Annotated in this window: 23 protein-coding genes and 1 pseudogene; 10 read left to right on the top strand and 14 right to left on the bottom strand. The window is 71.9% G+C overall.

Annotation, left to right across the window (positions count from 1 at the left end):
• Both ACFS27_RS16170 and ACFS27_RS16165 read right to left on the bottom strand, forming a co-directional pair.
• Positions 1–1,047, bottom strand: coding sequence for a proline racemase family protein (locus tag ACFS27_RS16170; RefSeq protein ID WP_377184843.1), 1,047 nt, complete (start codon positions 1,045–1,047; stop codon positions 1–3).
• The gene (locus ACFS27_RS16165) at positions 1,034–2,146 is read right to left on the bottom strand and encodes an alcohol dehydrogenase family protein (RefSeq protein WP_377184841.1); all 1,113 of its coding nucleotides are present in this window, start codon (positions 2,144–2,146) and stop codon (positions 1,034–1,036) included. Before ACFS27_RS16165 ends, ACFS27_RS16170 begins: the two co-directional genes overlap by 14 nt.
• 243 nt (positions 2,147–2,389) lie before the next feature.
• On the opposite strand from ACFS27_RS16165, the gene ACFS27_RS16160 reads away from it, so the two are divergent.
• The gene (locus ACFS27_RS16160) at positions 2,390–2,863 is read left to right on the top strand and encodes a hypothetical protein (RefSeq protein ID WP_377184839.1); all 474 of its coding nucleotides are present in this window, start codon (positions 2,390–2,392) and stop codon (positions 2,861–2,863) included.
• Between the two features lie 9 nt (positions 2,864–2,872).
• On the opposite strand, the gene ACFS27_RS16155 is transcribed toward ACFS27_RS16160, so the two are convergent.
• From ACFS27_RS16155 to ACFS27_RS16145, 3 genes are all read right to left on the bottom strand, one after another.
• Positions 2,873–3,415: a hypothetical protein gene (locus ACFS27_RS16155; protein ID WP_377184837.1), complete on the bottom strand. Its 543-nt coding sequence runs from the start codon at positions 3,413–3,415 to the stop codon at positions 2,873–2,875.
• Positions 3,415–9,177, bottom strand: coding sequence for an RHS repeat-associated core domain-containing protein (locus ACFS27_RS16150; protein ID WP_377184835.1), 5,763 nt, complete (start codon positions 9,175–9,177; stop codon positions 3,415–3,417). Before ACFS27_RS16150 ends, ACFS27_RS16155 begins: the two co-directional genes overlap by 1 nt.
• A 225-nt stretch (positions 9,178–9,402) precedes the next feature.
• Positions 9,403–10,062: a TetR family transcriptional regulator gene (locus tag ACFS27_RS16145; protein WP_377184833.1), complete on the bottom strand. Its 660-nt coding sequence runs from the start codon at positions 10,060–10,062 to the stop codon at positions 9,403–9,405.
• Positions 10,063–10,126: 64 nt separating this feature from the next.
• On the opposite strand from ACFS27_RS16145, the gene ACFS27_RS16140 reads away from it, so the two are divergent.
• A complete protein-coding gene (locus ACFS27_RS16140; protein WP_377184831.1) occupies positions 10,127–10,972 on the top strand; it encodes an SDR family NAD(P)-dependent oxidoreductase in 846 nt (281 codons plus the stop codon).
• Between the two features lie 34 nt (positions 10,973–11,006).
• Here the strand turns inward: ACFS27_RS16140 and ACFS27_RS16135 are convergent, their stop codons facing one another.
• A complete protein-coding gene (locus ACFS27_RS16135) occupies positions 11,007–11,432 on the bottom strand; it encodes an ACT domain-containing protein (RefSeq protein WP_377184829.1) in 426 nt (141 codons plus the stop codon).
• A gap of 65 nt (positions 11,433–11,497) precedes the next feature.
• On the opposite strand from ACFS27_RS16135, the gene ACFS27_RS16130 reads away from it, so the two are divergent.
• Positions 11,498–12,196: an ArsR/SmtB family transcription factor gene (locus ACFS27_RS16130; protein WP_377184827.1), complete on the top strand. Its 699-nt coding sequence runs from the start codon at positions 11,498–11,500 to the stop codon at positions 12,194–12,196.
• A gap of 11 nt (positions 12,197–12,207) precedes the next feature.
• On the opposite strand, the gene ACFS27_RS16125 is transcribed toward ACFS27_RS16130, so the two are convergent.
• Entirely contained in the window at positions 12,208–12,705 is a 498-nt protein-coding gene (locus ACFS27_RS16125) for a winged helix-turn-helix transcriptional regulator (RefSeq protein WP_377184825.1), read from the bottom strand.
• 92 nt (positions 12,706–12,797) lie between these two features.
• Here ACFS27_RS16125 and ACFS27_RS16120 point away from each other — a divergent pair, with 92 nt between their 5' ends.
• Both ACFS27_RS16120 and ACFS27_RS16115 read left to right on the top strand, forming a co-directional pair.
• Positions 12,798–13,655, top strand: a complete 858-nt coding sequence (locus ACFS27_RS16120; RefSeq protein ID WP_377184823.1) for an SDR family oxidoreductase — start codon at positions 12,798–12,800, stop codon at positions 13,653–13,655.
• A 152-nt stretch (positions 13,656–13,807) separates the two neighbouring features.
• Positions 13,808–14,821: a zinc-dependent alcohol dehydrogenase family protein gene (locus ACFS27_RS16115; protein WP_377184821.1), complete on the top strand. Its 1,014-nt coding sequence runs from the start codon at positions 13,808–13,810 to the stop codon at positions 14,819–14,821.
• 129 nt (positions 14,822–14,950) lie between these two features.
• Here ACFS27_RS16115 and ACFS27_RS16110 read toward each other — a convergent pair.
• Positions 14,951–15,160 (bottom strand): annotated as a pseudogene (locus tag ACFS27_RS16110) (NADP-dependent oxidoreductase); the annotation flags it as partial.
• A 122-nt stretch (positions 15,161–15,282) separates the two neighbouring features.
• Here ACFS27_RS16110 and ACFS27_RS16105 point away from each other — a divergent pair.
• Genes ACFS27_RS16105 through ACFS27_RS16095 form a run of 3 tightly spaced genes read left to right on the top strand, consistent with a single transcriptional unit; the run spans position 15,283 to position 17,345 of the window.
• Positions 15,283–15,954: a TetR/AcrR family transcriptional regulator gene (locus ACFS27_RS16105; protein ID WP_377184819.1), complete on the top strand. Its 672-nt coding sequence runs from the start codon at positions 15,283–15,285 to the stop codon at positions 15,952–15,954.
• Positions 15,955–16,005: 51 nt separating this feature from the next.
• Positions 16,006–16,881, top strand: coding sequence for an alpha/beta fold hydrolase (locus tag ACFS27_RS16100; protein ID WP_377184817.1), 876 nt, complete (start codon positions 16,006–16,008; stop codon positions 16,879–16,881).
• Positions 16,878–17,345, top strand: coding sequence for a GbsR/MarR family transcriptional regulator (locus tag ACFS27_RS16095; RefSeq protein ID WP_377184815.1), 468 nt, complete (start codon positions 16,878–16,880; stop codon positions 17,343–17,345). Before ACFS27_RS16100 ends, ACFS27_RS16095 begins: the two co-directional genes overlap by 4 nt.
• Before the next feature lie 44 nt (positions 17,346–17,389).
• Here ACFS27_RS16095 and ACFS27_RS16090 read toward each other — a convergent pair whose 3' ends face one another.
• The 3 genes from ACFS27_RS16090 to ACFS27_RS16080 all read right to left on the bottom strand — a co-directional run bounded on the left by ACFS27_RS16090 (position 17,390) and on the right by ACFS27_RS16080 (position 20,449).
• Entirely contained in the window at positions 17,390–18,928 is a 1,539-nt protein-coding gene (locus ACFS27_RS16090) for a PepSY-associated TM helix domain-containing protein (RefSeq protein WP_377184813.1), read from the bottom strand.
• Positions 18,929–19,032: 104 nt separating this feature from the next.
• Entirely contained in the window at positions 19,033–19,686 is a 654-nt protein-coding gene (locus tag ACFS27_RS16085; protein WP_377184811.1) for a hypothetical protein, read from the bottom strand.
• 49 nt (positions 19,687–19,735) lie between these two features.
• Complete coding sequence (locus ACFS27_RS16080; RefSeq protein ID WP_377184809.1) at positions 19,736–20,449, bottom strand: FadR/GntR family transcriptional regulator; 714 nt, start codon at positions 20,447–20,449, stop codon at positions 19,736–19,738.
• A 99-nt stretch (positions 20,450–20,548) separates the two neighbouring features.
• Here ACFS27_RS16080 and ACFS27_RS16075 point away from each other — a divergent pair, with 99 nt between their 5' ends.
• On the top strand, positions 20,549–21,175 hold the full coding sequence (locus ACFS27_RS16075) for a gluconokinase (protein ID WP_377184808.1): 627 nt from the start codon (positions 20,549–20,551) through the stop codon (positions 21,173–21,175).
• Complete coding sequence (locus ACFS27_RS16070) at positions 21,175–22,614, top strand: GntT/GntP/DsdX family permease (RefSeq protein WP_377184807.1); 1,440 nt, start codon at positions 21,175–21,177, stop codon at positions 22,612–22,614. The genes ACFS27_RS16075 and ACFS27_RS16070 overlap by 1 nt, the downstream gene beginning before the upstream one ends.
• A gap of 307 nt (positions 22,615–22,921) precedes the next feature.
• On the opposite strand, the gene ACFS27_RS16065 is transcribed toward ACFS27_RS16070, so the two are convergent.
• The 3 genes from ACFS27_RS16065 to ACFS27_RS16055 all read right to left on the bottom strand — a co-directional run bounded on the left by ACFS27_RS16065 (position 22,922) and on the right by ACFS27_RS16055 (position 25,935).
• The gene (locus ACFS27_RS16065; protein WP_377184805.1) at positions 22,922–23,848 is read right to left on the bottom strand and encodes an aminoglycoside phosphotransferase family protein; all 927 of its coding nucleotides are present in this window, start codon (positions 23,846–23,848) and stop codon (positions 22,922–22,924) included.
• 109 nt (positions 23,849–23,957) lie between these two features.
• On the bottom strand, positions 23,958–24,611 hold the full coding sequence (locus ACFS27_RS16060) for a response regulator (RefSeq protein WP_377184803.1): 654 nt from the start codon (positions 24,609–24,611) through the stop codon (positions 23,958–23,960).
• Between the two features lies 1 nt (position 24,612).
• Positions 24,613–25,935: a sensor histidine kinase gene (locus ACFS27_RS16055; protein ID WP_377184801.1), complete on the bottom strand. Its 1,323-nt coding sequence runs from the start codon at positions 25,933–25,935 to the stop codon at positions 24,613–24,615.
• Positions 25,936–26,054: the final 119 nt, after the last annotated feature.

Here is a 26,054-nt window from a genome sequence, read left to right as displayed (position 1 = left end):
CTACGCGGCCGGCCGGGGCAGGAGCACGTGCTCCAGGTCGCTGGGATCCACCAGCGGGTCGTCCAGGTCGACTGTGATGCGCGAGTGCGCGATCAGCCGGGCCCGGCCGGTGATCGTCGAGTGCAGCGCCGCGTAGTCGCCCACGCGCGCCTCGTTCAGCACGGTGCCCACGAACCTGCTCCCGCGCGGCGAGATCGTCTCGAGCGACTCCCCCTCGTGGATCTCACCCCTGCGGGCCATCAGCGCCAGCCGCGCCGAGGTACCCGTACCGGTGGGGCTCCGGCAGAGCACGCCCGGGTGGACGTAGGTGGCCGACGGCGACTCCAGCTTCCCGGTCGACACGGTGCGCACCGGACCCATGAAGTGGGCGAACGGCAGCGGGCCGACGTCACCCAGCTCCGGGTGCTCCTGTCGCAGGTCGGGCCGAGCAGCGCGGACGAAGGCGTCGCCGAAGGCGGTCAGCGCGATCTGCTCCTCTGCGCTGATGCTGAAGCCGTGCCTGGACGCGTCGATCATGGCGTAGTAGGCGCCGCTCCACACCAGGTCGAAGTCCACCCGGCCGTAGTGGGGCACCTCCACGCTCAGCCCCTCGTCCGCCACGTACGCAGGCTCGCCCTGCGTGGTGATGGAGTCGACCCGGCCCGCGGTGACGCGCGCGGTGATCAGGGCCAGGCCGGCCGGCGACTCGAGCACCACGTTCTGCAGGCCCTCCTCCATGGGGATCGCCCCGCTCTGCAGCAGGGCCGTGGCGGTGCAGATGGTGTTGGAGCCCGAGTACAGCGGGTAGCCCATCGCCTCCATGATGATGTAGCCGGCCTGCGCCCCCGGGCGGCTGGGCTCGACGATCAGGTCGATGGACATCGCCGGGTCGCCGTACGGCTCGGACAGCAGCAGCCTGCGCAGGCCGTCGCCCTCGTTCTGCAGGTAGCGCGCCTTCTCCAGCACGCTCGCCCCCGGCAGCGGCTCGACGCCGGCGATGACGATGCGGCTGACGTCGCCGCCGGACTGGGTGTCGATCAGCTCCAGCGTGCACTCACGATGCTGCATGCGGGGCTCCTGTGTCGTCCCAGTGGCGGTCGGGGACGACCACCAGCTTGCCGATGTACGACTTGGCCATGAACGCGGTCTGCGCCTCGTGAAAGTCCGACAGCCGGAAGGTCCGGTCGAGCAGCGGCCGGATGGCGCCGTCCTCGATGTAGCGCACCAGACGGCGGAACGCCGTGCGCGTCCCCTGGGACGAGCCGTGCAGCTCGAGCTGCTTGAGGTACATGGTGCGCAGGTCGAGGTTGACCACCGGCCCGCCGATGGCTCCTGCCGTGGTGTACCGGCCCTCGGGCCGGAGGATGCGGAGCAGGTCGTTGAACATCGGGCCGGCCACCAGGTCGGCCACGACGTCGACCGGGCCGTCGACGACGCGCTCGGCCTCGGCCACCAGGTCCGGCGCGTCGCGCAGGATGACGTCCTCCGCACCGATCCCGCGCAGGGCGTCCTCCTTGCCCGCGCTCGTGACGGCGTACGGCACCGCACCGCGCACCCGAGCCAGCTGGATGATCGCCGACCCGACGCCGCCGGAGGCACCCGTCACCAGGACCCGCTCGCCCTGCGCCAGCCGGGCGCGGTCGAGCATCTGCTCGGCGGTCAGGTAGGCGCAGCAGAACGTCGCCAGCTCGGCGTCGGAGATGCCGGACGTGATCTCGTAGGCATTGTCCGACGGTACGACGACGTACTCCGCGTACCCACCGTCTCGGCCGTGGCCGATGTAGTCGATGTCCGCGAGGCTGTCGTCTCCCTCGGGACGGTTGTAGATGCTGAAGTCCACCATCACGCGCTGCCCGATCCGCTCGGTCGGCACGCCCTCCCCCACGTTGACGATCCGGCCGACCGTGTCGGTGCCCTGGATCCGGGGAAACGTCAGCGTGGACCGGCCCCGCCGCCAGCTGGACACCTCGGCGGCGTCGGTCTCCGTGCCGTAGGCGCCCTCGCGCACCCACACGTCGGTGTTGTTCATGCCGCAGGCGTACACGTCGATCAGCACCTCGCCGGCATCCGGCGTGGGCGTCGGCACGTCGTCCCGAAAGACCAGCTGGTCGAGGCCACCGTGGCCGACGAGCTGCACCGCCTTCATCACTTCAGGGATCGCTGCCATTTTTCGAGTCTAGGGGCGCGTGTTCCGACGTCGCACGCGCGGACTCGGCGAACACCGATCGCGGCGTGAGCCGCCAGACGGGCCGGGGAGAACCCTCGCGGGCGGGACATGTTGCGCTGAGTCGACATTGCCAACTCTCAGCAACACACCCCGCTGAGTACCTGTCTCCTCCGAGCACCCCGACCGACGTCGCACGACCGGGCCGGGCTTCTCGATGGCGACGCCACATGGTTGGCTTCCGCCATGGAAATCATCGTGACCAGCACCGTCGCGGTCGTCGGGACGTTGCTCGGCTCGCTCGCGACGCACTACTTCCAGCGGCGGAACCGGGCGGACGCCGAGCGTTTCGAACGCAACGAGCGCCTGCGCCAGGAGCGGGTCAGCGCCTACACGACGTACGGCGGCGCACTCGTCAGCCTGCGCAGGGCACAGATCGACCGCTGGTACGCGGTCCACGAGCAGCGCGAGAGCGCCGACCCCGACGCGATCCGCTACGAGACCTACCGGCTGCGGACGAACGCGCTCGAGGCGATGTTCCGGGTCCAGCTCGTCACCGGGTCGCCGGACCTGATCGAGCGGGCGCAGCAGGCGATCGACAGCGTCGACCGCCTGACCCTGCGCACCCCGGCAGAAGAGTTCAAGAACGCCCGCGACGTGTCCCGGCAGGGCATCTTCAGCTTCGTGGAGGCGGCACGGGCGCACGTCGAGGTGGCGTAGCGCGCATACTCACCCCGACTGACCGTCGGATCGCGATCCACGCATGATCTCGTCGAGCTCCAGCTGTGCGCTCGCCTTGATCGCACCTTCTGCGTCAGCGACGATCCGCTCGAGGAAGTAGACCGCGCGCCGAGTCGATTCCTCGCTCAGCGACGAGCACATCGACATGAGATCGATGCTCTGTGCGACCTCGTCGTCCGAACCGATCTCGGCGATCTTCCCGAAGAGTGGAAGCGCTGCTGCGAGCGCCGACCGCGCCGAAGCGGCCACCGCCTTGTCATCCGCCTCGGCGGACCCCGCGATCTGCGTCAGCAGCAGCAGCGCTTCCGGTCGCGTCTCGGTCCTCATCCACGGGAGCCCAGCCACGACGCAGGTCAGTACCGCGACCACGTCCACGCTCAGTCCCCCGCTGACCGGTGCGACAGCGGCCTCGATCAGGACCACCAGGTCGCCGGCCCGGTCCGGGTCGTCGGTCGTCAGCAGTTCTTGCACCTGCGCGGCCAGCTCAGGACCGAGCTGTCCCCCGGTGGCCTGGAACTCGACCTCCCACATCAGCCGCCCCCCATCAGATCGGATTCGAACGTCGTGGCCGGATCAGGAAACGCGCCACGACCGTAGGCCGGCTCGCAGAACGCAGCACAGACCGGCTGCACCTTTGGTGGGCGCCCCGATCCGCGTGGCCGCAGCGCGACGGTGAACATTACCTCGTCCTTGTTCCCTCCGAGCATCCTGAGCGCGCACGCTTCAGCGCACTCCTCCAGGGTCTTTGAACTCACCCCCGCAGCGACCTCGCCGGTGCGGGTGTTGTATGCACCGACGACGACAGAGTGCTTTGACCGACCACTGGCCGGCCCGGCAGCGAGTTCCGCAACCTTCGCGTCGCGTGCCGCATTCGCCTCCGCCAGCTTCTTCTTCGCAAACGCCTCCGACTCCGCCTTCTTCTTGGCTGCATCGGCGCGCGCCTTCTCTTTCGCCTCAGCTGCCAGCTTCTTCACCTTGGCGTCCGCAGCGGCCTTCGCCTTCGCCGCCTTCTCGGCTGCTTTTCTCGCAGCCTCGGCCTTCGCCGCCTTCGCCGCTTCGCGGGCCTTCTTCGCGTCCTTGGCCCCCGACAAGATCTTCTTGGCCCACTTCAGCTCGCTCGCGAAGGTCATCACGGCTTTGCCGGCCTTGTAGATCGCCTCGCCGATCTTCGCCGCCTTGAAGATCTTGCCCCAGGGCAGCGCGCCGACCACCAGCATCACGCAGGCTCCGAGGTCGCCGTCCAGGCAGTCCATGAGGTCGTTGATCCCCAGGAACTCCATGAGGATCTGTCCACCGGCTTCGAGGATGACGTCCAGCATCGACTTCGACTGCAGCGACTGAGCCTCGGCGATCTCCTCGGCGCTCGGCCCTTCGTCCACCGCGTTGTCGTCATTGGGATTCGACGTGGTGTCGCCGCCGGTCGGCCCGGCCTCCATGATCTCGCCCGTCGGGTCCGTGTAGACCATGGGGTTGTTGCCCGCATACGCGTAGGGCGAGGAGCCCATCGGCTGGGCGCCGGCCGGGTCCTGGGTCGAGAACCGCCCGGTGCCCGGATCGTAGTTCCGGGCTCGCAAGGCGTAGTTGCCCTCGCCGGTGGTCGAGTCCTGGTACGCCCCCGTGAACTGCATCGGGTTCTCGATCTCGGCCGCCGGTCCGGCGTCCCCGGCTGTCGCGTCGCCCGACTCCGCAGCCTCCTTCGTCACGGCTCCCGCGAGCGTTTCTCCCTCGCGCGGGTTGCCGAACGGGTCGTAGTCGTACCCCGCCTCGACCTGGCCGTCCGCCGACAGCATGTTCGCGACGCCGCCGAGCCAGTCGTGCGTGTATACGTGCGCCCCGCCCTGTGCCTCCAGCAGCGCCAGCGGCTCGTCGGTCGGCCCGTAGGTGAAGGCCTGGCGGCCCGTCACGGTCCCACTCGCGTTCGTCACCGTGTCGACGGCGATGTTCTCCAGCGACCCGTTGACGTCCCACGACCAGTGCCGCGTCTTCTGGCCCGCCCCCACGCCCGTGACGGAGTCGAGCCGCATGCGCGTCGCGTCGTACGCGTAGCGGGTGACGACCCCGCCGACGTTCGCCTCGGCGAGGGTGTTGTCGATGTTGTACTCGTACCGGTCCTCACCTGCGCGCGTCTGGTTGCCGAGCACGTCGTACTCGTAGTTCGTACGCTCGACGTGGTTCGCGCCGTCCTTCTTGCCGACCACGAGCTCCCGGACCAGCTGGCTCGCGTCGTCGTACGAGTAGCGCGTCAGGTCCTGGCCGGCCGTGCCCGTCCGCTTCTGCTGGGTCCGGTTGCCGAGCAGGTCGTACTCGTAGGAGATCCGGCCGGCCGCCTTGCTCGTCCTACCGCAGTCCTCGGCCCCGTAGCAGGCGTCCGTCACCCGGTTCGCGTCGTCGTACGCGTAAGCGACCTTCTCCGTCACGTCGCCGCGCGTCGTCTTCACGTTGGTCGGGTTGCCGACCCCGTCCAGGGTCAGGTCGAACGCCGACACCGGGTCCTGCACGCCGTCCGCCGGGTCCCCCGTGCGTTCGGTGCCGATCGCCGTGAGCCGCCCGGCATCGTCGTACTCACGCCGCTCGGTCAGGCCCGTCGACGCCGGGAAGGTGGTCGCCGTCCGGTGACCCGCCGCGTCGTACGCGTACTCCCAGCGCACATCCGTTCCGCCGGTCGAGCCGCCGGACGCCGTCGCGGAGATCGGCCGCGACTCGTCGTCGTACGTCGAAGTGATCTTCGTGCCGTCCGGGTACGTCCGCGCCGTGATGTTGCCGCGCTGGTCATACCCGTACGTGAAGGTCTCCTCGGCCCGGCTCGCTTCCTCGCGCACGACCTTCGTGATCTGGTCCTCGTCGTCGTACGTCATCGTGCGCACGCCCAGCGGGTCCCCGTACGACGTCGTCCGGTCCTTCGCGTCGTACCCGTAGGTGTACTCCGGCCCCGTGGAACCGACCTGCTGGCTGGTCAGCCGGCTGCGCAGGTCGTACTCCGAGGTGATGGTGCGCTGCGCGCGTTCGTCAGCCGACAGGTCGTCGAGGTCCTCGTGCCGGTCCGTCGTGATGGTCGCGACCGAGTTCGACTCGGCGTCGTAGGACATGTGCGTGGTCCGGCCCAGCGGGTCGGTCGTCGTCGAGGCGCGGCCCGCCTCGTCGTAGGTCACGCCCGTGTGCCCGCCCTCCGGGTCGCGGATGCCGACCACGCGGCCGTCGGCGTCGTACTTCAGCACCGTGGCGAAGGCTCGGCTGAACAGCGGCAGCTTCGGCGCGTCCGGCTGTCGGACGTGGCTGATCTGGTCGTCGTCGCGGTAGGCGTAGTAGGTGGTCCCGCCTCGCGCGTCGGTCAGCTCGGTGGGCCGGCTGTTCGCGTCGTACTTCGTCGACATCGTGTTGCCGAGCGGGTCGATCTCCTTGATCCGGCTGCCCGCGAGGTCGTACTCGTACCGCGTGGTGAACCTGTCCTTGTCGGCACCCTCGACGTTGCCACGTGGCTCTGTGAACGCCGCGAGCAGCCCGTCGTCGGTGTACTCGAAGGTCGTGATGCCGCCGGTCGGCGAGACCTCCTTGATCTTGTTGCCCGCCGCGTCGTACTCGGTGCGGGTCGTCTTGTCGCCCGAGTCGGTGCGCTCCGTCTGCCGGCCATTCTTGTCGTACCCCATCGTGGTGGTACGGCCCTTGGTGTCGGTGACCGAGTCGACCTGGCCGGTGTTGCTCCGCTCGAAGCTGGAGGTCTTGTTCAGCTCGTTGATCGACGCCGTCGTACGGTCCAACGCGTCGACCTTGATGTCCCGGTCCGTGTGCCCGCCGCCCGGGTACGGCATACGCATCCGGATCGGGTTGTCGTTCGCGTCGTAGAAGTACTCGGTGGTGAAGTCCGCCTTGTTCGCGCCCGGCGCGTTGCCGCCCGGCGACGTCACCGTCTTGACCAGACCTTTCGCGTCGTACGTGTACGACGTCGTCAGGTCGTCGGCGCCCTCGCCCATCTCGACGCTCTGAGACGCGCGCCGCCCGGCGTCCGTGTACGCGTACGTCGTGACCGTGCCGCCACCCTCGACCCGGGACTGCAGGCCGTTGTCCAGGTAGGTGAGCTCGCTGACCGTGTGCTCCGGCGAGATCTGCTTCACGAGCCGGCCCACGTCGTCGTAGACGGTGCGCCAGCCGTGGTGCTTGCCGGGCTCCTCGACGTGGACCACGCGGTCCTGCTCGTCGTAGTGCGTCTCGGTCGTGTAGTGCCGCCGCTGGCGCGGGTCCGCGGTACCACGGGGGTCCGTGGCCGCGACCTGGCGACCCGTCCGGTCGTAGAGGTACTCGCTGCGCCGCCCTTCCGGCGAGACGACTGCGGCCAGCAGCCCGGCGTTCAGCTCGCCGTCCGGCAGGTACTCGTACGTGGTGACCTTGTCCCTCTGATCGGTCACGGAGGTGCGCAGGCCACGGTCGTCGTAGACGTGCTCGATGTCGTTGCCCTCGGCATCGACGCTGCGGACCAGCTCGTTGAACTCGTTGTACGTGTTCTTCCAGACGTTCCCGTTGGCGTCCGTGTACTCGATCGGGTTGTTCCGGTCGTCGTACTTGGTCTTCTCGTCGAAGCCCTGCGGGGCCACGGCCTGCGTCGGGTTGCCGCGTTCGTCGAACCGCACCACGTGCTGGTACTGGTTGCCGTTGACCACGAGGTTGCGGTCGAGGCGCCGGTTGTAGCGGTGGTTGTCGGCGTCGCCGGTGCTGCGCTGGCTGTAGATCAGGACGTTGCCGTGGTAGCCGTCGTAGACCGAGACGTCGTCCTCGTCGGTGCTGCGCGCCTCCTGCTTCCCGGCGTCCCACGCGAACGTCATGCGGGCACCGACGCCGTCGCTCTGCGCGACCACGCGGCCGCCGGAGCCGTACTCGTTGTGCACCGCCACGACCTCGTGGGGGTCGACGACCTCCGCGAGCCTGCCCTCGGCGTCGTACCGGTACTGCCACTCGTTCCCCCGCGCGTCGTCGACCTCGGTGAGCAGGCCGTCGGTGTACTCGAAGCGCACCTGGCGGCGGTCCGGGAGGGAGAGCTTCTCGATCAGCCCGTCCACGAGGTGGGCGACGGCGGTGCGCCCGGAGGCGTCGGTGATCGTGATCTCGTCACGATCCTCGTCCCTGCCCCTGTCGTCGACCTCGACGTAGGCGAGCCGGACGCCGTCGTCCCGCGGGCTGAGCACGGCGCCGAGCCGGCCCGTCGCCTCGAACCGGTACGTCACCTGCTGCGGCGTGACCAGCTTCCAGCCGTCGCCGTCCCGCTCGAGGTCGGAGCGCACGCCCGGCGGCCGCGTGTAGCCGTCGCCGTCCGGCGTGTAGACCGCCTCGGCACCGTCCTCGGCGCGCACGATGACGCCGTCGTCCGTCTCCGTGACGCGCATGTCGTACGACCACGCCCAGCCGACGCCGAACGGGCCCTGCCGGTTGTTCGCCGACGAGTACGTGCGCGCGCTGGCGAACGGGATGCCGAACGACGCCATCTGCATGTCCCGCTCGACGCGCACGAACGCGCCGGTGCCCGTGTTGACGCCCACGCCACGCTGCGCCTGGCCGACGGAGGTGGGCGCCAGCGCGTTCTCGCACCCGCAGCCGGCGGCCTGGTCGTCCGGGATGCTCGGCGGAAGGATCGTCGCACGCGGCCGGGCCTCGCCCGACGGCTCGGAGACCACCTCGTCGCCGCCCGGCAGCACGGCAGCGACCGTCACGAAGTAGTTCTTGTCCTCGTCGAGCTCCCAGCCGTCCTCCGCCCCGAAGCTGCGGCAGAACTCGGCATCGCCGCAGAACCGCGGCCCCTCCAGCTCCGCGCGGGTGAGCCGCACCGACACCTGCTCGGTCTGGTCGCCACCCTCGTACAGCCGCACGACGGCATGCGTCCAGCCCGGGTCGACGTCACCGTCGTCGAAGTAGAGGACCACCGACGTATCGCCGAGCAGGAAGCCCGGGCGCAGGTCCAGCCCGTCGAAGCCCCCTTCGGCGGCGAGCTGCCGGACCGGGGAGGTGAGCGTGCGCCACTCCCCCGCGGTGACCGCGGCGGGCTCCGCGCCGGATGCCACCGCCTCAGGGACCACCGGTGGGCGTTCGTCCTCCGGCAGGGCCGTGGACCGCCGCACCCCCTCCGGCATCGGCCGGTCGGTAGGCCCTTGGCCTGCCGTGGCCTGCGGCACGTCCGGAGCAGCCTGGGCCGACTCCTGCGGTGCGACGGCGATCAGCAGCGATGCCGCGAAGCCGATGGCGACAGCTCCCGCGAGCCAGCGCCGTTCCAGCCGGGTGATCACAAGGTGGTGCGCACGTGCCTCGGACATCGCCAACCCCCGTGTTGGTGTGATTCCTTGGTGTGTTTCCTGAGCAGCAACCCGAGACCGAGTGTGACCTCGCTGGACAAGGCCGACAACTGATTTATCCGGCTCTCCCTATTCATATGCATTTAGGCCGTCACAAAGCCACAGGTCAGAACGCTGCGACTATCCCGAAAAGACGCTGAAATTCATTTCCGGGACGTGCACGGAGAAACGATTCGAGCCTCGAGCTCAGTCGCGGGGCCCGACGGCGGCCATGGCCCGGTCGACCATCACCGCGAACTTCTCCGTGGCGCCACCGGCGAGCCACGCGTGCTCGGCGGCCAGCACGCAACCCAGCGCGGCCGCGACGACCGCACGCGGCGCGGGATCGTCGTCGGCCCAGGGTTTGCCCGCCGCCTCGGCACGCTCGCGGACGACGAGCACCGCCGCGACCTCGATCCGCTCGAACTTCTCGAGGTAGCGCGCCCGCAGGCCGGGCGTCTCGAGGATGATGCGCTGCATGGGCACCGCGAGGCCCGAGCTCGCGGCGGCGTCGAGGTGCGCGATCATCCCGTCGAACGAGTTCCGCAGGGCGGCCCAGACCGGTTCTCCGGCGGGCCGCTCGCGCAGGGCGACGAGCACCTCGTCCGCCACGACGTCGAGCTTGCCGAGCACCACGTCCTCGCGGGTCGAGAAGTACCGGTAGAGGGTGCGGCGGGACATCCCGACGGCCTCCGCGATGTGCCCGATGGTCGTCGCCTCGTACCCGCGCTCGACGAAGAGCCGCTCGGCGGCCTCCGTGACCTCCCTCCGGATCGCCCGTCGAGTGCGCTCCCGGAGGCCGGTGCGTGGCTGGTCCGTCGTGCTGTGCGTGGTGCCGTGCGTGGTGCTGTGCATGGTGCCGTCCATGCTGCGGACGTTACACGATGCGACGCTGTTGACACACTGTGCCATTCGATGCATGCTGTGCGATATGGACAGCACAGCCCCCAGAACGATCGTCATCACAGGCGCGAGCGACGGGATCGGCGCCGCCGCGGCCCACCTGCTCAGCACGGCCGGCCACCGCGTCGCCGTCGTCGGACGCAACCCGGACAAGACCGCACGGGTCGCCCGCGACGTGGGCGGGGACCACTTCGTCGCCGACTTCACCCGCCTGGCGGACGTGCGTCGCCTGGCGGCCGAGCTCGACGACGCCTACCCACGGATCGACGTGCTGGCGAACAACGCGGGCGGGCTCCTCGGCGACCGCGCCAGGACCGTCGACGGTCACGAGCGCACGCTCCAGGTCAACCATCTCGCGCCGTTCCTGCTGACCGGCCTGCTGCTGGACAAGCTCCTGGCGAGCCGGGCCTCGGTCATCCAGACCTCGAGCGCCGGAGCGCGGATCTTCGGCCACCTCGACGTGGACGACCTCGACCACGACCGGGACTTCACCGCGCACCGCGCGTACGGCACGGCCAAGCTCGAGAACATCCTGTTCACCACTGAGCTGCACCGGCGCTTCCACGATCAGGGGCTCGCGTCGGCCGCGTTCCACCCGGGCGGCGTCGCGACCGGTTTCGCCAGCGAGAGCACGAGCCCCTTCCGGCCTCTGTACCGCAGCCGGATCGGCAAGCTCTTCCTGTCGACTCCGGAGCAGGGGGCCGCCCAGCTGGTCCGGTTCGCACGGACGACGCCTGGCGTCGACTGGCGCTCGTGTGAGTACTACGAGCGCGGCCGCGTCGCCCGGCGCGTGCACCCCCAGGTGCGCGACGCCGACCTGGCGCGCCGGCTCTGGGACCGCTCGGCCGAGCTGGTGGGCGTCGCGGCGAGCTGAACCGCGCACCCGGCCGGCGTCCGGGCCGGACCGCTCAAAACCCGCGGCTGTCCCAGCGCTCGACGACGGCGCGGCAGGCCGGACCGTCGTCGTCGGCGACCAGCAGCACCAGGTTGCCGACATGGTCGCTGTACTGGACCAGCACGTTGACCCCGGCATCACCGAGGCGGCGGGCGAGCGTGCCGAGCTGGCCCGGCACCTCCTGGTCCAGCCGGGCGAGCACGACGTCGCGCACGACGGCAGGCCCCAGCCCGGCAGCGCGCACCGCGGCGAGCGCGCGGGCGCCGTCGTGCACCAGGTAGTGCGCGACGGCGCGACCGTCATGGGTGAACACGCCGCCGCCCTCCAGGCTGACGCCGGCCTCACCCAGCGCCTGCCCCAGGTCGGCGAGCGCTCCGGGCCGGTCGGGGAGGTGGACCTCGAGATCGTGCATCGGACGGGTCGCGGTCGGTCGGGTCATGGCGCGACCGTAGGGCCGCAACGCTTCGGTGGACGCCGAGATGTCCCCGCCGTACGGTCGGCCTCATGAGCCGGGACCGGGACTTCACCGCCGTGGGCAGGGCCTTGTCGACCCCTGCCCGGTCCACGTTCCTGAACCTGCTCATGGACGGCACCCGGCGGCCGGCCGGCGAGCTGGCGCGGGCGGCAGGCGTGAGCGCGTCCACCGCGTCGGAGCACCTGGGCGTCCTGGTGGGCGCAGGGCTGGTCAGCTGCCAGCACCAGGGGCGGCACCGCTACTACTCCCTCGCGGACGGGGAGGTCGCCGCCGCCCTGGAGTCTCTCGGCATGCTCGCCGACGCGGCGCCCGTCTCCGGCTACCGGCGCAGCCGGCGGGCGGAGTACCTGGCCGCCGCACGGTTCTGCTACGACCACCTCGCCGGGCGGCTCGGCACCGGTCTCACCGAGGCCTGGGTCAGGTCCGGCTGGCTCGCCGGCCGGGACGAGCTCGCCCTGACCGACGCAGGCGCGGTCGGCCTGCGGGAGATCGGGGTGGACGTCGACGGCGCCGTCACCGCCCGCCGCGCCACCACGCGGGCGTGCCTCGACTGGACCGAGCGACGTCCACACCTGGCGGGTGCACTGGGCTCCGCGGTCGGTTCCCGGTTCCTCTCCGCCGGGTGGGTCACCCGGCACCGGTCCGGCCGCGGGCTCGACGTCACCGCGGCGGGGCGCGAGCTCGTCCGCACGGCGTGGGGCGTCGACCTGGCGGGCGCAGGCGCCTGACCCGAGCGGGGTCAGCGCTCCGCGGTGGCCCCGTCCTCGTCCGCGCCGTCGGACTCCTGCGCCGGTGACCACGCACCCTCGGCCGCCGTCGCCTCCAGGAGATCGGCGAGGGCCCGCAGCTTCTGCGCCACCCGTTCGCCGAGCGGCGTCAGCGAGTACTCCACGCGGGGCGGGATCGTCGTGACGACGTCGCGCGTGACCATGCCGTCCCGTTCGAGGGCCTGCAGCGTCTGGGACAGCATCTTCTCGCTGACCCCCTCGACGCGGCGGCGCAGCGCGTTGAAGCGGTAGCCGCCCTCCCCGAGCGCGAGCAGGGCGAGCGAGGCCCACTTGGACGTGACAACCTCGAACGCGGCCCGCGAGGTGCAACCGCGTGCGAAGACGTCGGTCACCAGCTCCTGCGGCGGCCCGACGGCGGCGCCGCCCCCCGGCAGGCCGTCGGGTTCCAGGCCGTCGGGTTCCAGGCCGTCGGGTTCCAGGCCCTCGGTATCCAGGTCGGCGATGCTCACGGGACCAGGGTACCGCCACGCGCTCGGAATGTGGTGTACTTTCGATTCGTTAGTGCTAGCTGATCGCAACTGCCCAAGCAATGGAGAGTGTCATGACCGTCTACGCCGTCACCGGAGCCACCGGACACCTCGGCCGCCTCGTCGTCGGGGAGCTCCTGTCCCGCGGAGTTCCCGCGTCCGACCTGGTCGCCGTGGTCCGCACGCCCAGCAAGGCCGCCGACCTCGCCGAGCGTGGCGTCCAGGTGCGCGAGGGCGACTACTCGCGTCCCGAGACCCTGCCGACGGCGCTGGCCGGCGTGCAGCGTCTGCTGCTGATCTCCGGGAGCGAGCCGGGCGGGCGCGTGGCCCAGCACACCGCGGTGGTCGATGCCGCGAAGGCCGCCGGTGTGGAGCGCATCACCTACACCAGCATCCTGAAGGCGGACGACACCACCAACCCGCTCGCGGGCGAGCACCAGGCCACGGAGCAGGTGCTGCGCGCGTCCGGTATCCCCGTCACCCTGCTGCGCAACGGCTGGTACACCGAGAACTACACCGAGCAGCTGGAGCAGTACCTGCAGCGTGGCGAGATCGTGGGCGCCGCCTCCGACGGCAAGGTCTCGGCCGCACCGCGCGCCGACTTCGCGGCAGCGGCCGCGGCAGCCCTTCTGGCTGACGAGGACGGCGACGTGGTCCACGAGCTCGGCGGGCCCCCGTTCGACTTCACCGAGCTCGCCGCGACGATCACCGACGCGACGGGAACCAAGGTCGCCTACCGGAACCTCTCCGTGGAGGACTACCAGGCCGAGCTGCAGGAGGCCGGCCTGGACGCAGGCACCGCCGGGTTCGTCGCCGGCATCGACGCCTCGATCGCCGCGGGCGACCTGGAGACCGACAGCGACGACCTGGCCCGGCTCCTGGGCCGCCCGGTCACGCCGCTGGCCGACGCAATCACCGCCACCCGCCCCTGACCGGCAGGGCCCCGGCCGTGCCCGCCTCGGCGGCCGGTGGTCGGTAGAACGTCAGGTGATCGGCACTCCGGAGGTGCCGATCACCTGACGTTCTACCGACCACGAGACCTCGACCACGATCCGCGCTTGCGCAGCACGTGTTGAATGGGCGCATGCGAGGAGCAATCATCCATGGCCCAGGGGACGTCCGCTTCGAGGAGCGGCCCGACCCCGTCGTCGTCGAGCCCACCGACGCCGTCGTCCGTACCGTCGCGTCCTGCGTGTGCGGCTCGGACCTGTGGCGCTACCGGGGGATCTCACAGGTCAAGCGGCCCACACCGATCGGCCACGAGTACGTGGGGGTCGTCGAGCAGGTCGGGTCGGCCGTCACGACCATCAAGCCGGGCGACTTCGTCGTCGGAGGGTTCCTGCACAGCGACAACACCTGCGCGGTGTGCCGCAAGGGCATGCAGGCCAACTGCCTGCACGGCGGTGGCTACGACGGCTGCCAGTCCGAGAAGATCCGTGTCCCCAACGCCGACGGCACCCTCCTCGCCACCCCGGGTGAGCCGGACGCCGACCTGATCCCGAGCCTGCTGAGCCTCTCCGACGTGATGTGCACCGGCTGGCACGCGGCGGTCTCCGCCGGGGTCGGGCCCGGCTCGAGCGTCGTGGTGGTGGGTGACGGCGCCGTCGGGCTGAGTGGCGTGCTGGCAGCGGCTCAGCTCGGCGCCACAACGATCATCGCGATGAGCCGGCACGAGTCGCGGCAGGTCGTGGCCGAGGAGTTCGGCGCGACCCACATCGTCGCGGAGCGCGGCGAGCAGGGTCTGGCACAGGTCCTGGAGCTCACCGAGGGCATCGGCGCGGACGCGGTGCTGGAGTGCGTCGGCACCGAGGAGGCCAGGGCGCAGTCCGTCGAGCTGGTCCGTCCGGGCGGCCTGATCGGCCTGGTCGGCGTGCCGCACGGGGACCTGCCCACCGACGCCCTCTTCTGGGGGAACAAGGGCATCCGCGGTGGGGTCGCCCCGGTGCGCGCCTACCTCCCGCACCTGCTGGACCTGGTGTGGAAGCGCGAGATCGACCCGGGCAGGGTCTTCGACCTCACCCTGCCCCTGGCCGACGTGGCCGACGCGTACCGCGCGATGGACGAGCGGCGCGCGATCAAGGTGCTCCTGCAGAACTGACCTGGGCGGGCGGCGCCGGCGGAGGTCAGACCGTCGACGCCGCCGCGCGAGCCCGTGCAGCCCGTCCTGCCCGGCCGCGCCGGGGCCACCAGAGCTCGACAGCTCGACGCCGTGCTCGTGGGCGCGCAGGTCGGCGATCGTCACCACCGAGGCCGCGCCGCCTGCGATGGCCACCAGGTCGAGCAGCGATCCGGAGCGGGCGCAGTCGAGCACCGCGTCGACGCCGTCGGGCACCAGGGCCGCCACGCGGCCGGCGAGGCCGGGACCGTAGGTGGTCGGGATGGCGCCGAGGCCGACGAGGAACTCGTGGTTGGCCTCGCGGGCGGTGCCGACGACGGTGGTGGGGCTCTGCGACCTCGGCGAGGTGGAGGACGTCGGCGGGTTCGTATGCGGAGAACTGGAGTGCGATCATGGTCGGGGCGCTAGTGGAACAGCCCGTCCGTTTCGGCGAAGTGAGAGCGATGACGAACCCTTTGACTCAGGCGCCCGGCCCCGAGGCGCTCGAACCGGCACCGCCGGTGCACGCCCTGCGCTCCGACGCGCGCGACAACCGCGAGCGCATCCTGCAGGTGGCCCGCACGACGTTCGCGACGGAAGGCATCGGCGTATCGATGCGCGAGGTGGCCCGGCGCGCCGGCGTCGGCCCGGCCACGCTGTACCGGCGCTTCCCGACCAAGGAGGCACTGGTCACCGAGGCGTTCGGCGAGCAGATGGTGCGGTGCACGACGATCGTCGAGGGCGGGCTCGCGGATCCCGACCCGTGGCGCGGGCTCCGTACGGTGATCGAGCAGGTGTGCGTGCTGCACGCCCTCGACCGGGGCTTCACCGCCGCGTTCGTCACGGCCTTCCCCCAGGCCGTCGACTTCGCCAGGGAACGCACGCGGGTCCTGCGGTCGCTGGCCGAGCTGGTCCAGCGCGCCAAGGACTCAGGGGACCTGCGCCGTGACTTCGTGCTGGACGACCTGATCATGCTGATCATGGCCAACTCCGGCATCCGGGCCGCTTCGCGTGAGGCCGCGGCGGCGGCGTCGCGCCGGTTCGCGGCTCTGGTGATCCACTCGATCAGCGCCCGCCCGGCCGTCGGGCCGCTGCCGCCCGCCGTGCGGCTCCCGCTGATGGCCGCCATGCACTGATCCGAGGCGGTAGGCAGCCCAGCCCACCTCGAAATGCACTATATTCAGAGGATGGTGAATCTGACCGAGATCCTCCGCCGGCCCGGTGCCACGATCCGGTTCGCCGACTCCGGCGGCCCGGGGCGCACCGTGGTGCTCAGCCACGGCGCCGGCGTCGACCACACGATGTTCGGGCCCCAGCTGCCGGTGCTGCGCGACGCCGGCTTCCGCGTGATCGTCTGGGACCTGCGGGGCCACGGCACCTCCGTGCTGGATCCCGGGACCCGGTTCACGGCCGGCGACGCGCTCGACGACCTGGCGGCGCTGCTCGACCGGCTCGGGCCGGTCGAGCACGCGCCCGGCACCCCGGGGCCCGACGACCGGCGGCTCGGCCGGCCGGTGCTGGTCGGGCACTCGCTCGGCGGCAACCTCGCGCAGGCGCTCGTGCGGAGGGCACCCGAGCAGGTCGGCGGCCTCGTGGTTCTCGACTCGACGTGGAACGCCGGTCCGCTCGGCCGCCTCGAACGACTGGCGCTCCGTCTCGCGGCTCCCCTGCTGTCGGCGATCCCCGCGTCCCGGCTGCCAGGGCTGATGGCCCGCGCGTCGGCCGTGCACCCTGCGGCGGTCGCGGAGTCCGAGTCGCTGTTCGCGCGGATGCCGAAGGAGACGTTCCTCGACGTCTGGCGGGCCACCGTCAGCCTGGTCGACCCGCAGCCCGGCTACCGCACGCCCGTCCCGCTCGGTCTCGTCCGAGGCGCCGAGGACCGCACGGGCAACATCTCCACCGCCATGACCCGCTGGGCCGCGGCCGAGGGCATCACCGAGCAGGTCGTCGCTGCGGCCGGGCACATCGTCACGCTCGACGCGCCCGACGCCGTGAACGACACGCTCCTGAGCCTCCTGGCGACGATGGACGCCAGGGCCGACGAGAGCCCGGCCGCACCATGACCGACGAGCCCACCGAGGAACGGGGCGAGGAACGCACCGCCGAACGCGAGCAGTTCGTCGACGCGATGGGCGACATCCTCGCGTCCTGGAACCTCTCCCGGTCCACCGGGCGCACCTACGGCTACCTGCTGACCCGGGCGGCCCCGGCGTCGTCCGACGAGATCCGCGCCGAGCTCCGGCTCAGCGCGGGTGCGGTCAGCACCGCCATGCGGGAGCTGGTCTCCTGGGGCCTGGCCCGCACGATCCCGCAGGCCGGCAGCCGCCGGCTCCTCATCGAGGCAGCCGGCGGCTTCGAGCAGCTGCTCGCGGCCAGCCAGGAGCGCTCCCGCGCGTTCATCCGCACCCTCCGCTCGGGCCGGAGCCTCACGGAGGATGCCCGTGCCGCGCGCCGCCTGGACGCGGTGACGGACCTGTTCGAGGCCTACGTCGACGCCGGCGAGCGCATGCTCCGCGACCGCGGCTGACACCCTGCCGCGGAACGCCCTGCCGCGGAACGCCCTGGCCTACCTCACCCCGGCCGGCCAGGGCTCACAGCACCCCGGCCCGGCCGTCTGAGGAGGCCGACCAGGACGTCCGCGACGACGAACCCGGCGAGCGTCCAGCCGACCAGCGGCAGCCACCACCCGAGGGCGACCGCCACCCCGAGCACGGCGGCGATCCCCCACCACGGCGCACCGCGCAGCACCCCGCGCCGCGGCGGGGTGCCTGCCAGCGGACGCGGCTCCCGCGTCGGACGCCGCTTCCACCACATGAGGTAGCCCAGCACGACCATGGTCGCGATGCCGCCGGCGAGGAGGAACAGCACCAGCTGGTTGGGCAGGCCGAACAGCGAGCCCATGTGGGCGTCGATCCCCCAGCGGGCGAGCTTCGCCGCCAGCGGGAACTCGGCGAAGTCGACCCGGTGGAGGACCTGCATCGTGCCGGGGTCGACCGCCACGGCGTCCACCTCGGTCGGGTAGCTGCGCTGGATCTCCTGCACCACCCAGGCGGTTCCGGGCTCGGCCGGCGGCGTGATCTCGACCAGGCCGGTGTTGATGTTCACCGCCTCCGCCGTGGCGAGGACGGCGTCGAGCAGGGCGGGGTCGGCTGCACCGCCGGCGCCGGGCTCCGCAGTGCCAGGCTCCGCAGTGCCGTGACCAGCGTGCTCACCGCCACTGCCACTGCCATTGCCGCTGTCGCCGTCACCGTCACCGTCCGCCGCGCCCTGCTCCGTGCCGCCGCCCGGCAGCCGCGCGTCCACGCCGGGTGTGCTCCAGTCGAACGCAGCCCGCAGGGTGTCCACGTTGCTGCCCGCGTGCTGCGACCAGGTGATGCCCGTCGCCGACAGGAACAGGGCTCCGAGCAGCACCCAGATGCCGACGGAGGTGTGCCACGTGAACAGGCGCCGGTACCCGGTGCGCCCGCGGCCCGGCCGCACGAAGTCCTTCTTGGTGCCGGACCTCCGGATCCGCCGGATCCAGAGCCCGAGTCCCGCGACCGCGACGATGCCGAGCCACGAGGCGGCGAGCTCGCTGTAGAGGCGGCCCACGTCGCCCAGGTGAAGGTTGCGGTGGAGCTGGTCGAGCCAGGCACGCAGCGGCAGGGCACCGCTGGTGCCGTAGACGGTGAGGTCTCCCCTGACCTCACCGGTGCCAGGGTCGACGAACACCGCGCGGGACTCGCTCTCGCCGAGCCCTTCGTCGGCGAACATGATCCGGGTGGTGTCCCCGGGCTCGGGGGCCGGGCGCACTGCCGACGGAGTCGCGGCGGCGTCGCCGATGTGGCTCCTGGCGATCTCGGTCTGTTCGGCCAGGGTCAGCTGCGTGTCCGTGACCGGTGCGCGCAGCTCGTGCCGGTAGACACCCTGCTCGATGGCGGGCGTCAGGGCGTACAGCGCGCCGCTGACCGCGGCGACGAGGATGAACGGGCCGACGAGGAGGCCCGCGTAGAAGTGCAGCCGGAGGAGCAGGGCGCCGAACCAGCGGGGGCGCCCCTCTGGTCGGCCCGCTCCGGGCGGTCGGGGTCGGTCACGGTCGCTTTCGGGCGTGACGGAGACGGTGGTGGTCATGATCGGTGTCGCTTTCGGGTCCTGAGGGCAGCACAGACGTCTCCCGCCCGGGCGCGTCCGGACAGGACGGCGGGCGTGGCAGAGCTGATCGGTGCTCGGGAAGGTCAGATCGCGAGCACGGCCGGCGGTCCCCGCCGTCGTGACTCCGACACCTCAGGACGAGCGGGGACGGAACCGGTGAACCAGTCGGGCGCCGGCACGCGCACGACGGGGAACAGCGGCACGACGTCCGACGGGGCGGTGAGGCGGTGGCGCAGCCAGTCGGCCAGGCGCCCGGCCAGCTCGTGCAGGCGGGTCAGCACGCGCTCACCGCTGTACAGGGCCGCCACGGTGGCCGCCGCACCGACGCCGTGCCAGCTCCACATGGTCGCGTCGGCGCCGATCAGCGAGGAGGGCGACGCCCACCCCGACGACGCCGGGAGCGCGTCGTGCATGCCGTGCCCCGCCGGGTGGCCCGCCGACCCAGCCCCCGCGCCGGCCGCAGCAACCGATACGCCAGGGGCACCCGCCACGAACAGCGTGTGGAACAGGACCTGGCTCGCCACGACGGACGCCGTCGTCCGCCACAGCGACGGCCGGCGGGCCGCCAGCGCCGTGCAGACCGTCAGCGAGAGCACCCACGGGACGAGGATCCCGAGCCAGCCCGGCATCGCACCGCCGCCCAGGAGGTGCGACAGCAACGCGGCCCCCGTCGCGGCCGACGCCACGACGGGACCCCGCGCGTCGCGGAGCCGTCGGGGCCGGTGGGTCAGGGGCACGGCGACATTCTGGTGCACAGGGGGCAGCCCTGCCCAGGGCCCACAACGATTAAGCGGCCGGACCCACGGCAGGGGGCCGGCCGAGCGCCCCGCGCACCTCGCGGACGATACGGGCCATCGCCTCCTCGGCGGCCGCGCCGTCACCCCTGGCGACGGCGAGCGCCACCGCCTCGTGCGCGTCGAGGGCCTCCGGCTCGGGGTGGGCGGGCATCAGGCCGAGGTGGGTGCGTCCGGAGATGACGACGGCGACGACGTCGGCGAGCGCGCTGAACAGCTCGTTGCCGCTGGACCGCATGAGGAGCTCGTGCAGCCGGATGTCCAGGGCGAGGAACTCCTCGCCGTCGCCGTGCCCTGCCTCACCGAGCTCGCGCAGCCGGCGCCCGGTGGCGACCAGCTCGTCGCGGACGGCGGCCGAGGCACCGCGGGCAGCGCACGCGGCGGCGAGGGGTTCTACCGCCTGGCGCAGCTCGGTGAGGGAGCGCAGCTGCGAGGCGCGCCCCGGCCCGTCCAGCCGCCATTCGATGACCCGGGGGTCGAGCACGTTCCAGGCGTCGTGGGGCAGCACGACGATCCCGACGCGTGGGCCGGAGCGGACGAGGCCCAGCCCTTCGAGCAGGCGCATGGCCTCGCGTGCGACCGTGCGCGACACCTCGAACTCTGCGCCGATCCCGTCCAGCGTCAGCACCGCCCCCGCGGGGAGCTCGCCGCCGGTGATGCGGCGGCCCAGGGCCTCGAGAACTGGGCTGTGCAGCACTGGGGGCATCGTCCAAGGATAGGACCGTCCCCTGGCGGCGTCGGCGGGGACCTCATTGGTGACATGAATCACGCGTATATGGTGTCACCAATAGGTGAGGATAGATGGATGGACACAGACGTCACCGAGACAGCGATGGTCTCGACCCAGACAAGCAACGGGACAGCCACCGGCGGGACGGACCGCAGACCCAGGGCGATCGTCGTCATGGGTGTGGCCGGTTCGGGCAAGACGACCGTCGCCGCCCTCCTGGCCGGCCGCCTCGGCGCGTCGTTCGCGGAGGGCGACGACTTCCACTCGCCCGCGAACGTCGCCAAGATGGCCGCCGGACACCCCCTCGACGACGACGACCGCTGGCCGTGGCTGCGCGGGATCCGGGACTGGTTCGCGACGGAGCTCGGCGAAGGGCGCAGCGCGGTCGTGCCGTGCAGTGCCCTGCGGCGCAGCTACCGCGACCTGCTGGAGACCGCGGGCGACGTGCGGTTCGTGCACCTCACCGGTACCTACGACCTGCTCCGCGAGCGCATCCAGGGCAGGGCAGGGCACTTCATGAAGCCCGAGATGCTCGACAGCCAGCTCGCCACCCTGGAGCCCCTGCAGGACGACGAGCCCGGGTTCGCCGTCGACATCGGCCAGCGGCCGGACCAGATCGTCGACGAGATCCTGCGGCTCCTGGAAGATCCCGCCGGCGAGCGCCGGCCCCTGGCGTCCGCCACCGAGCCGGAGGACCGCTGATGCTCCACACCGACCTGCTCACCAGGGGCTCCGTCGCAGCGGCCGCGCTCCCCCAGGCGGCCGACGCCGCGCCGAGCGCCTCGACGCCACAGCTCGTCGTCGCGGCCGTTGCCGGGATCGCCGTCATCATCGTGCTCATCGTCTGGCTCAAGATGCACCCGTTCCTGGCGCTCGTGCTCGGGTCGGGCGTGCTCGCCGTGGTGGCGGGCATCGGCCTGACCGACACGTTCACCAGCTTCTCGGCGGGCCTCGGGTCGACCGTCGCCGGCGTCGGCGTGCTCATCGCGCTCGGGGCGATCATCGGCAAGCTGCTCATCGACTCGGGCGGCGCCGACCGCATCGTCGACACGATCCTCGACCGGACCCCGGCCAGGCGGCTGCCGTGGGCCATGGCCCTGATCGCGTTCGTGGTCGGCATCCCGCTGTTCTTCGAGGTGGGCGTCGTGCTGCTCATCCCGGTCGTGATGATCGTGGCGCGCCGGATGCGCACCAACCCCGTCCTGGTCGGCGTCCCCGCCCTCGCCGGCCTCTCCGCGCTGCACGGCCTGGTGCCCCCGCACCCCGGGCCGCTGCTCGCCATCGAGGCCCTCGGTGCCGACCTGGGCATCACGCTCGGGCTCGGCCTCCTGGTCGCCGTCCCGACGGTGATCGTCGCCGGCCCGCTGCTGGCCGTCCCGCTCACCCGCTGGGTACCGCTCGCGCCGCCCGTCAGCATCCTCGGCATGTCCGACGACGACACCCCGCCGAACGCCACGGCGGGGCTGCGCAAGCCCACGTTCGGCATGTCGGTTCTCGTCGTGCTGCTGCCCGTGCTGCTCATGCTGGCGCGGTCCGTCGTCGAGGTCGCCGGCGCCACCGGGACGGGCTACGGGACGGTGCTGGAGTTCCTGGGCGAGCCGCTCGTCGCTCTGCTCCTCACCGCGCTCTTCGCCCTGTTCGCCTTCGGCACCGCCGTCGGGCGCACGCGTCAGCAGCTCGGTGACCTGGTCGGCTCGTCGTTCGCGCCCATCGCGGGGATCCTGCTCATCGTCGGCGCCGGTGGCGGCTTCAAGCAGACGCTCGTGGACTCGGGCGTCGGCGACGTCATCGCCTCAGGGATCGCCGGCGCGGGTATCACCCCGCTCCTCGCGGGGTGGATGGTGGCAGCGCTCATCCGGATCGCCACCGGCTCGGCGACGGTCGCGACCATCACCGCCGCCGGCATCATGGCGCCCCTGGCCACGGGCCTCGAGCCGACGCACGCCGCACTGCTCGTGCTCGCCATCGGCGCGGGATCGGTGTTCCTCTCGCACGTGAACGACGCCGGTTTCTGGCTCGTCAAGGAGTACTTCGGCATGACGGTGGGCCAGACGTTCAAGACCTGGACCCTCATGGAGTCGGTACTCTCGGTGGTCGCCCTGCTGGTGGTGCTGCTCCTCGGGGCGGTTGTCCAGGTGTGACGTCCAGGGACGTTGGTCGGTCGGCCGAGGGGTCGCTGGCTGGTCCGGTCAGCCGGCCGACTGCAGACCTGGTTGCCGCCTCGCGCGCCGACTGCAGATCTGGTCGCGGTTCAGTGCCCCGTACCCGCAACGAAGTCTGCAGTCGAGAACCGGGGCAGCAACAAAGTCTGCAGTCGACCACGAGCCTCGCGCCGGACATGATCGCCCTGGACACGACGTTCGCCGGCTTCGCCGCGACGGCACGCCCGTCGAGCAGCTGAACGGCCGCTCGCGGGCGGTGGCTCGTCGGTCCGACAGCAAACGGCTGTCAGCCGGCGGTCTCCAGGAGACGGCGCATCGCCGAGTGCGCGGGCGGGCCCCACGACTGCTTGCCGCCCGGGCGTCCGGTGCTGCCCGCCTCCCCGATGAGGATGCCGCTCAGCGCGGCGAGCAGCGCCCAGCCGCGAGCGCGCCGGAGCATCTCGGGATCCGGGCCGTCGCCCACGCCGGGCCGGTACGCGGCGTGGAAGGTCTCCGCGGCGCCGTCGGGCAGCAGCGCCCACACCGCGGCCAGGTCGGTGGCCGGGTCCCCCGCGCACAGGTCGCCGAAGTCGATGACGCCGCAGAAGGTTCCGTCAGCGGTGAGGATGTTCGCGGCGTGCAGGTCGCCGTGGAGCCACACGGGCGGTCCCGCCCAGTCGGGTGCAGCCACCGCGTCGTCCCAGACGGCGCTCACCGCGGCCGGGTCGGCGACGAGCTCCAGCTCGACGGCGGCGGCCAGCCGCTCGGTGAACTCCCCCGTGCGCTCGCGCAACGGGCCGCCCCGGCTCCGTCCGGCCGGCGCCCCCTCGGGTGCCGGCCGGTGGAGCGCCGACAGGAAGGCGGCCAGGGCTTCGGCGGCCTCGACGGCCCGCGTCGCGGGAGCATGGTCCGCGGGCGTGCCTGGCACCCAGGTGGTGACGATCCAGGACCGCGGGAAGATCTCGGCCGGCTCGCCCAGCCGCTGCGGCACCGGGACGGGCAGCGGGAGCCGCTGCGCGAGACCGGGCACCCACGCGTGCTCCTTGCGCAGCAGCACGTCCGCGGACTCCGTGGCCCACGGCAGCCGTACGGCGAGATCGTCGCCCAGCCGCCACAGCTGGTTGTCCCACCCCTTCGCGCCGAGGCGCACCGGGCGGTCCGCCAGGTCCGGGTGCTGCTCGCGCAGCAGGTCCCGGACCAGGTCCGCCGTGATCGTGACGTTGCCATGGCTCATACGAAGCAACGGTACGTTCCGTAGCGGGCCTCGGACACCGAACGCGCTCCCCCGCCCGGGCGCTGTGGCGTACGCGACACCCTCGTCGCCTACCCCGCCCGGCAGATGCTCAGCCGCGCAGGTATGCCAGCACCGCCCGCACGCGGCGGTGGCCCGCGTCGTCGACGGTCAGCCCGAGCTTGGCGAAGACGTTGCCGATGTGCTTGGCCACCGCCGCATCGCTCACGACCAGCCGCTCGGCGATCTCCGGGTTCGACCTGCCCTCGGCCATCAAGGCGAGCACCTCGCGCTCGCGCGGCGTCAGTGTGCCGAGCGGCGACGAGCTGCGGTCGAGCAGCGAGCGGACGATCTGCGGGTCGATGACGGTGCCGCCGGCCGCCACGACCTCCAACGACGTCATGACGTCGCTCACGCGCCCGATGCGATCCTTGAGCAGGTAGCCGATCCCGCCGGACGCGCCCGCGAGCAGGTCCCGCGCGTACGCGTCGGCAACGTACTGCGACAGCAGGACCACGGGCAGCGCCGGGTGGTGACGTCGGAGCTCGGCCGCAGCATCGATCCCGTCGTTCTGGAGCCGCGGCGGCATCCGGACGTCGGTGATCACCAGGTCGGGCAGCTCGCCGTGCGCGCCGTCAGCCAGCACCAGCCGAACCAGCTCGTCCGCGTTGTCCGTCACGTGGACCACCTCGTGCCCCACCCGTTCGAGCAGCCCGACGAGCCCCTCGCGCAGCAGGATCGAGTCCTCGGCCAGCACTATCCGCATGTCAGAAAGTCTCCGTCACGGTTGGCACGGCGTCCGGCCGCTCCACGGTCGACGCGGCTCGCGGCGCACGGGCCGGCAGGAGCACCACGACCATCGTCGGCCCTCCGGCCGGACTCGACAGCGTCAGGCGCCCCTGTGCGGCCTCGGCCCGCTCGCGCAGCCCGACCAGCCCGGTCCCGGACCGGAAGTCGGCGCCGCCGACACCGTCGTCGTGCACCCGAACCGCCAGCACGTCGCCGTCGCGCTCCAGGCGAACCTCCGCGGCGGGTGCCCGGCTGTGCCGCGCGATGTTCGTCAGCGCCTCGCTGACCACGAAGTAGGCACACAGCTCGACCTCCGTGTCGAAGCGCTCCTCGACCGTGCTCGCCAGGGTCACCGGGACCGGCATCCGGGAGGTCAGCTCGTGCACGGCCGCCGTCAGCCCGTGGTCGGCGAGCACCCGGGGATGGACGGCGCGCACGGTCGAGCGCAGATCCTCGAGTGCGGCCTCCGCGAGGTCGTGGGCCCGGTCCAGATGGCCCCGCAGGCGTCCCACGTCGACCCCGGACCGCGCCAGATCCTCGGCGTCGAGGTCCGCCGAGCCGAGAGCTACCGCCAGGGTCACGAGCTTCTGCTGGGCGCCGTCGTGCAGGTCACGCTCGATGCGGCGCAGGTCACCCTCGAACGACCGCACGAGGGTCGTCCGTGAGGCGGTGAGGCGCTCGATCTGGTGACGCAGCTCCGCGCCGCGGGGGGCCAGGAGTGTCCGCGCGAGCGCCGCCTGCGCCTCCGCGAGCAGGCCGAGCACATACCCGAGGGCGGGGACGCCCAGCACCGAACCGACGAACGCCAGCACGACGCCCACCGGATTCTGGGCCCAGACGTCGTCGCCCCCGACGAAACGTCCTGGCAGCGACAGGACCAGGATCACGGACCAGACGGTGAGGATCTGCACGGCCGCGCCGACCCAGCCCAGCGGGATGCAGACCAGGACGTAGGCGACCTCGCGCCACGTCGCCCACTCCCGAAGCCGGAAGACCACCCTGCTCAGGCCGCGGCGATCGGTCGGCACGTGCGGGTCGACGATCGGTTCCCTGCCGATCAGCCGCACCCGCGAACGGTCGAGCCGTGCGATCAGCGGGCTGAACGACAGCATCAACACGACCAGCGCACCCACAAGGAAGGGAAGCGGCTGGGCGTGGAGGAGGCCCCCGAACACCAGGATCGCGAACGGGCCGGGAAGCAAGGCGCTCACGAACGTGAACAGCCACGCCCGCGGTGGCCACCGCGAGACGAGGTAACCCGGGCGTCGCAAGGCAGCGGCGAGGTAGTCGGGGCGGCTCACCCGCTCACCGTACTGCCGAGGAATCCGACCCGGCATAGTGCCCGGTGGACCCGCGGGGTAGTGCCTGGTCTACCTCCGGTCTGGTCCCCGGGCCAGTGACCTTCCCGCTCGCCGCCAGT

The sequence above is a fragment of the Promicromonospora vindobonensis genome, from assembly GCF_042685865.1.
Classification (GTDB): Bacteria; Actinomycetota; Actinomycetes; order Actinomycetales; family Cellulomonadaceae; genus Promicromonospora; species Promicromonospora vindobonensis.
This window is presented reverse-complemented; position numbering and strand designations above follow the sequence as displayed.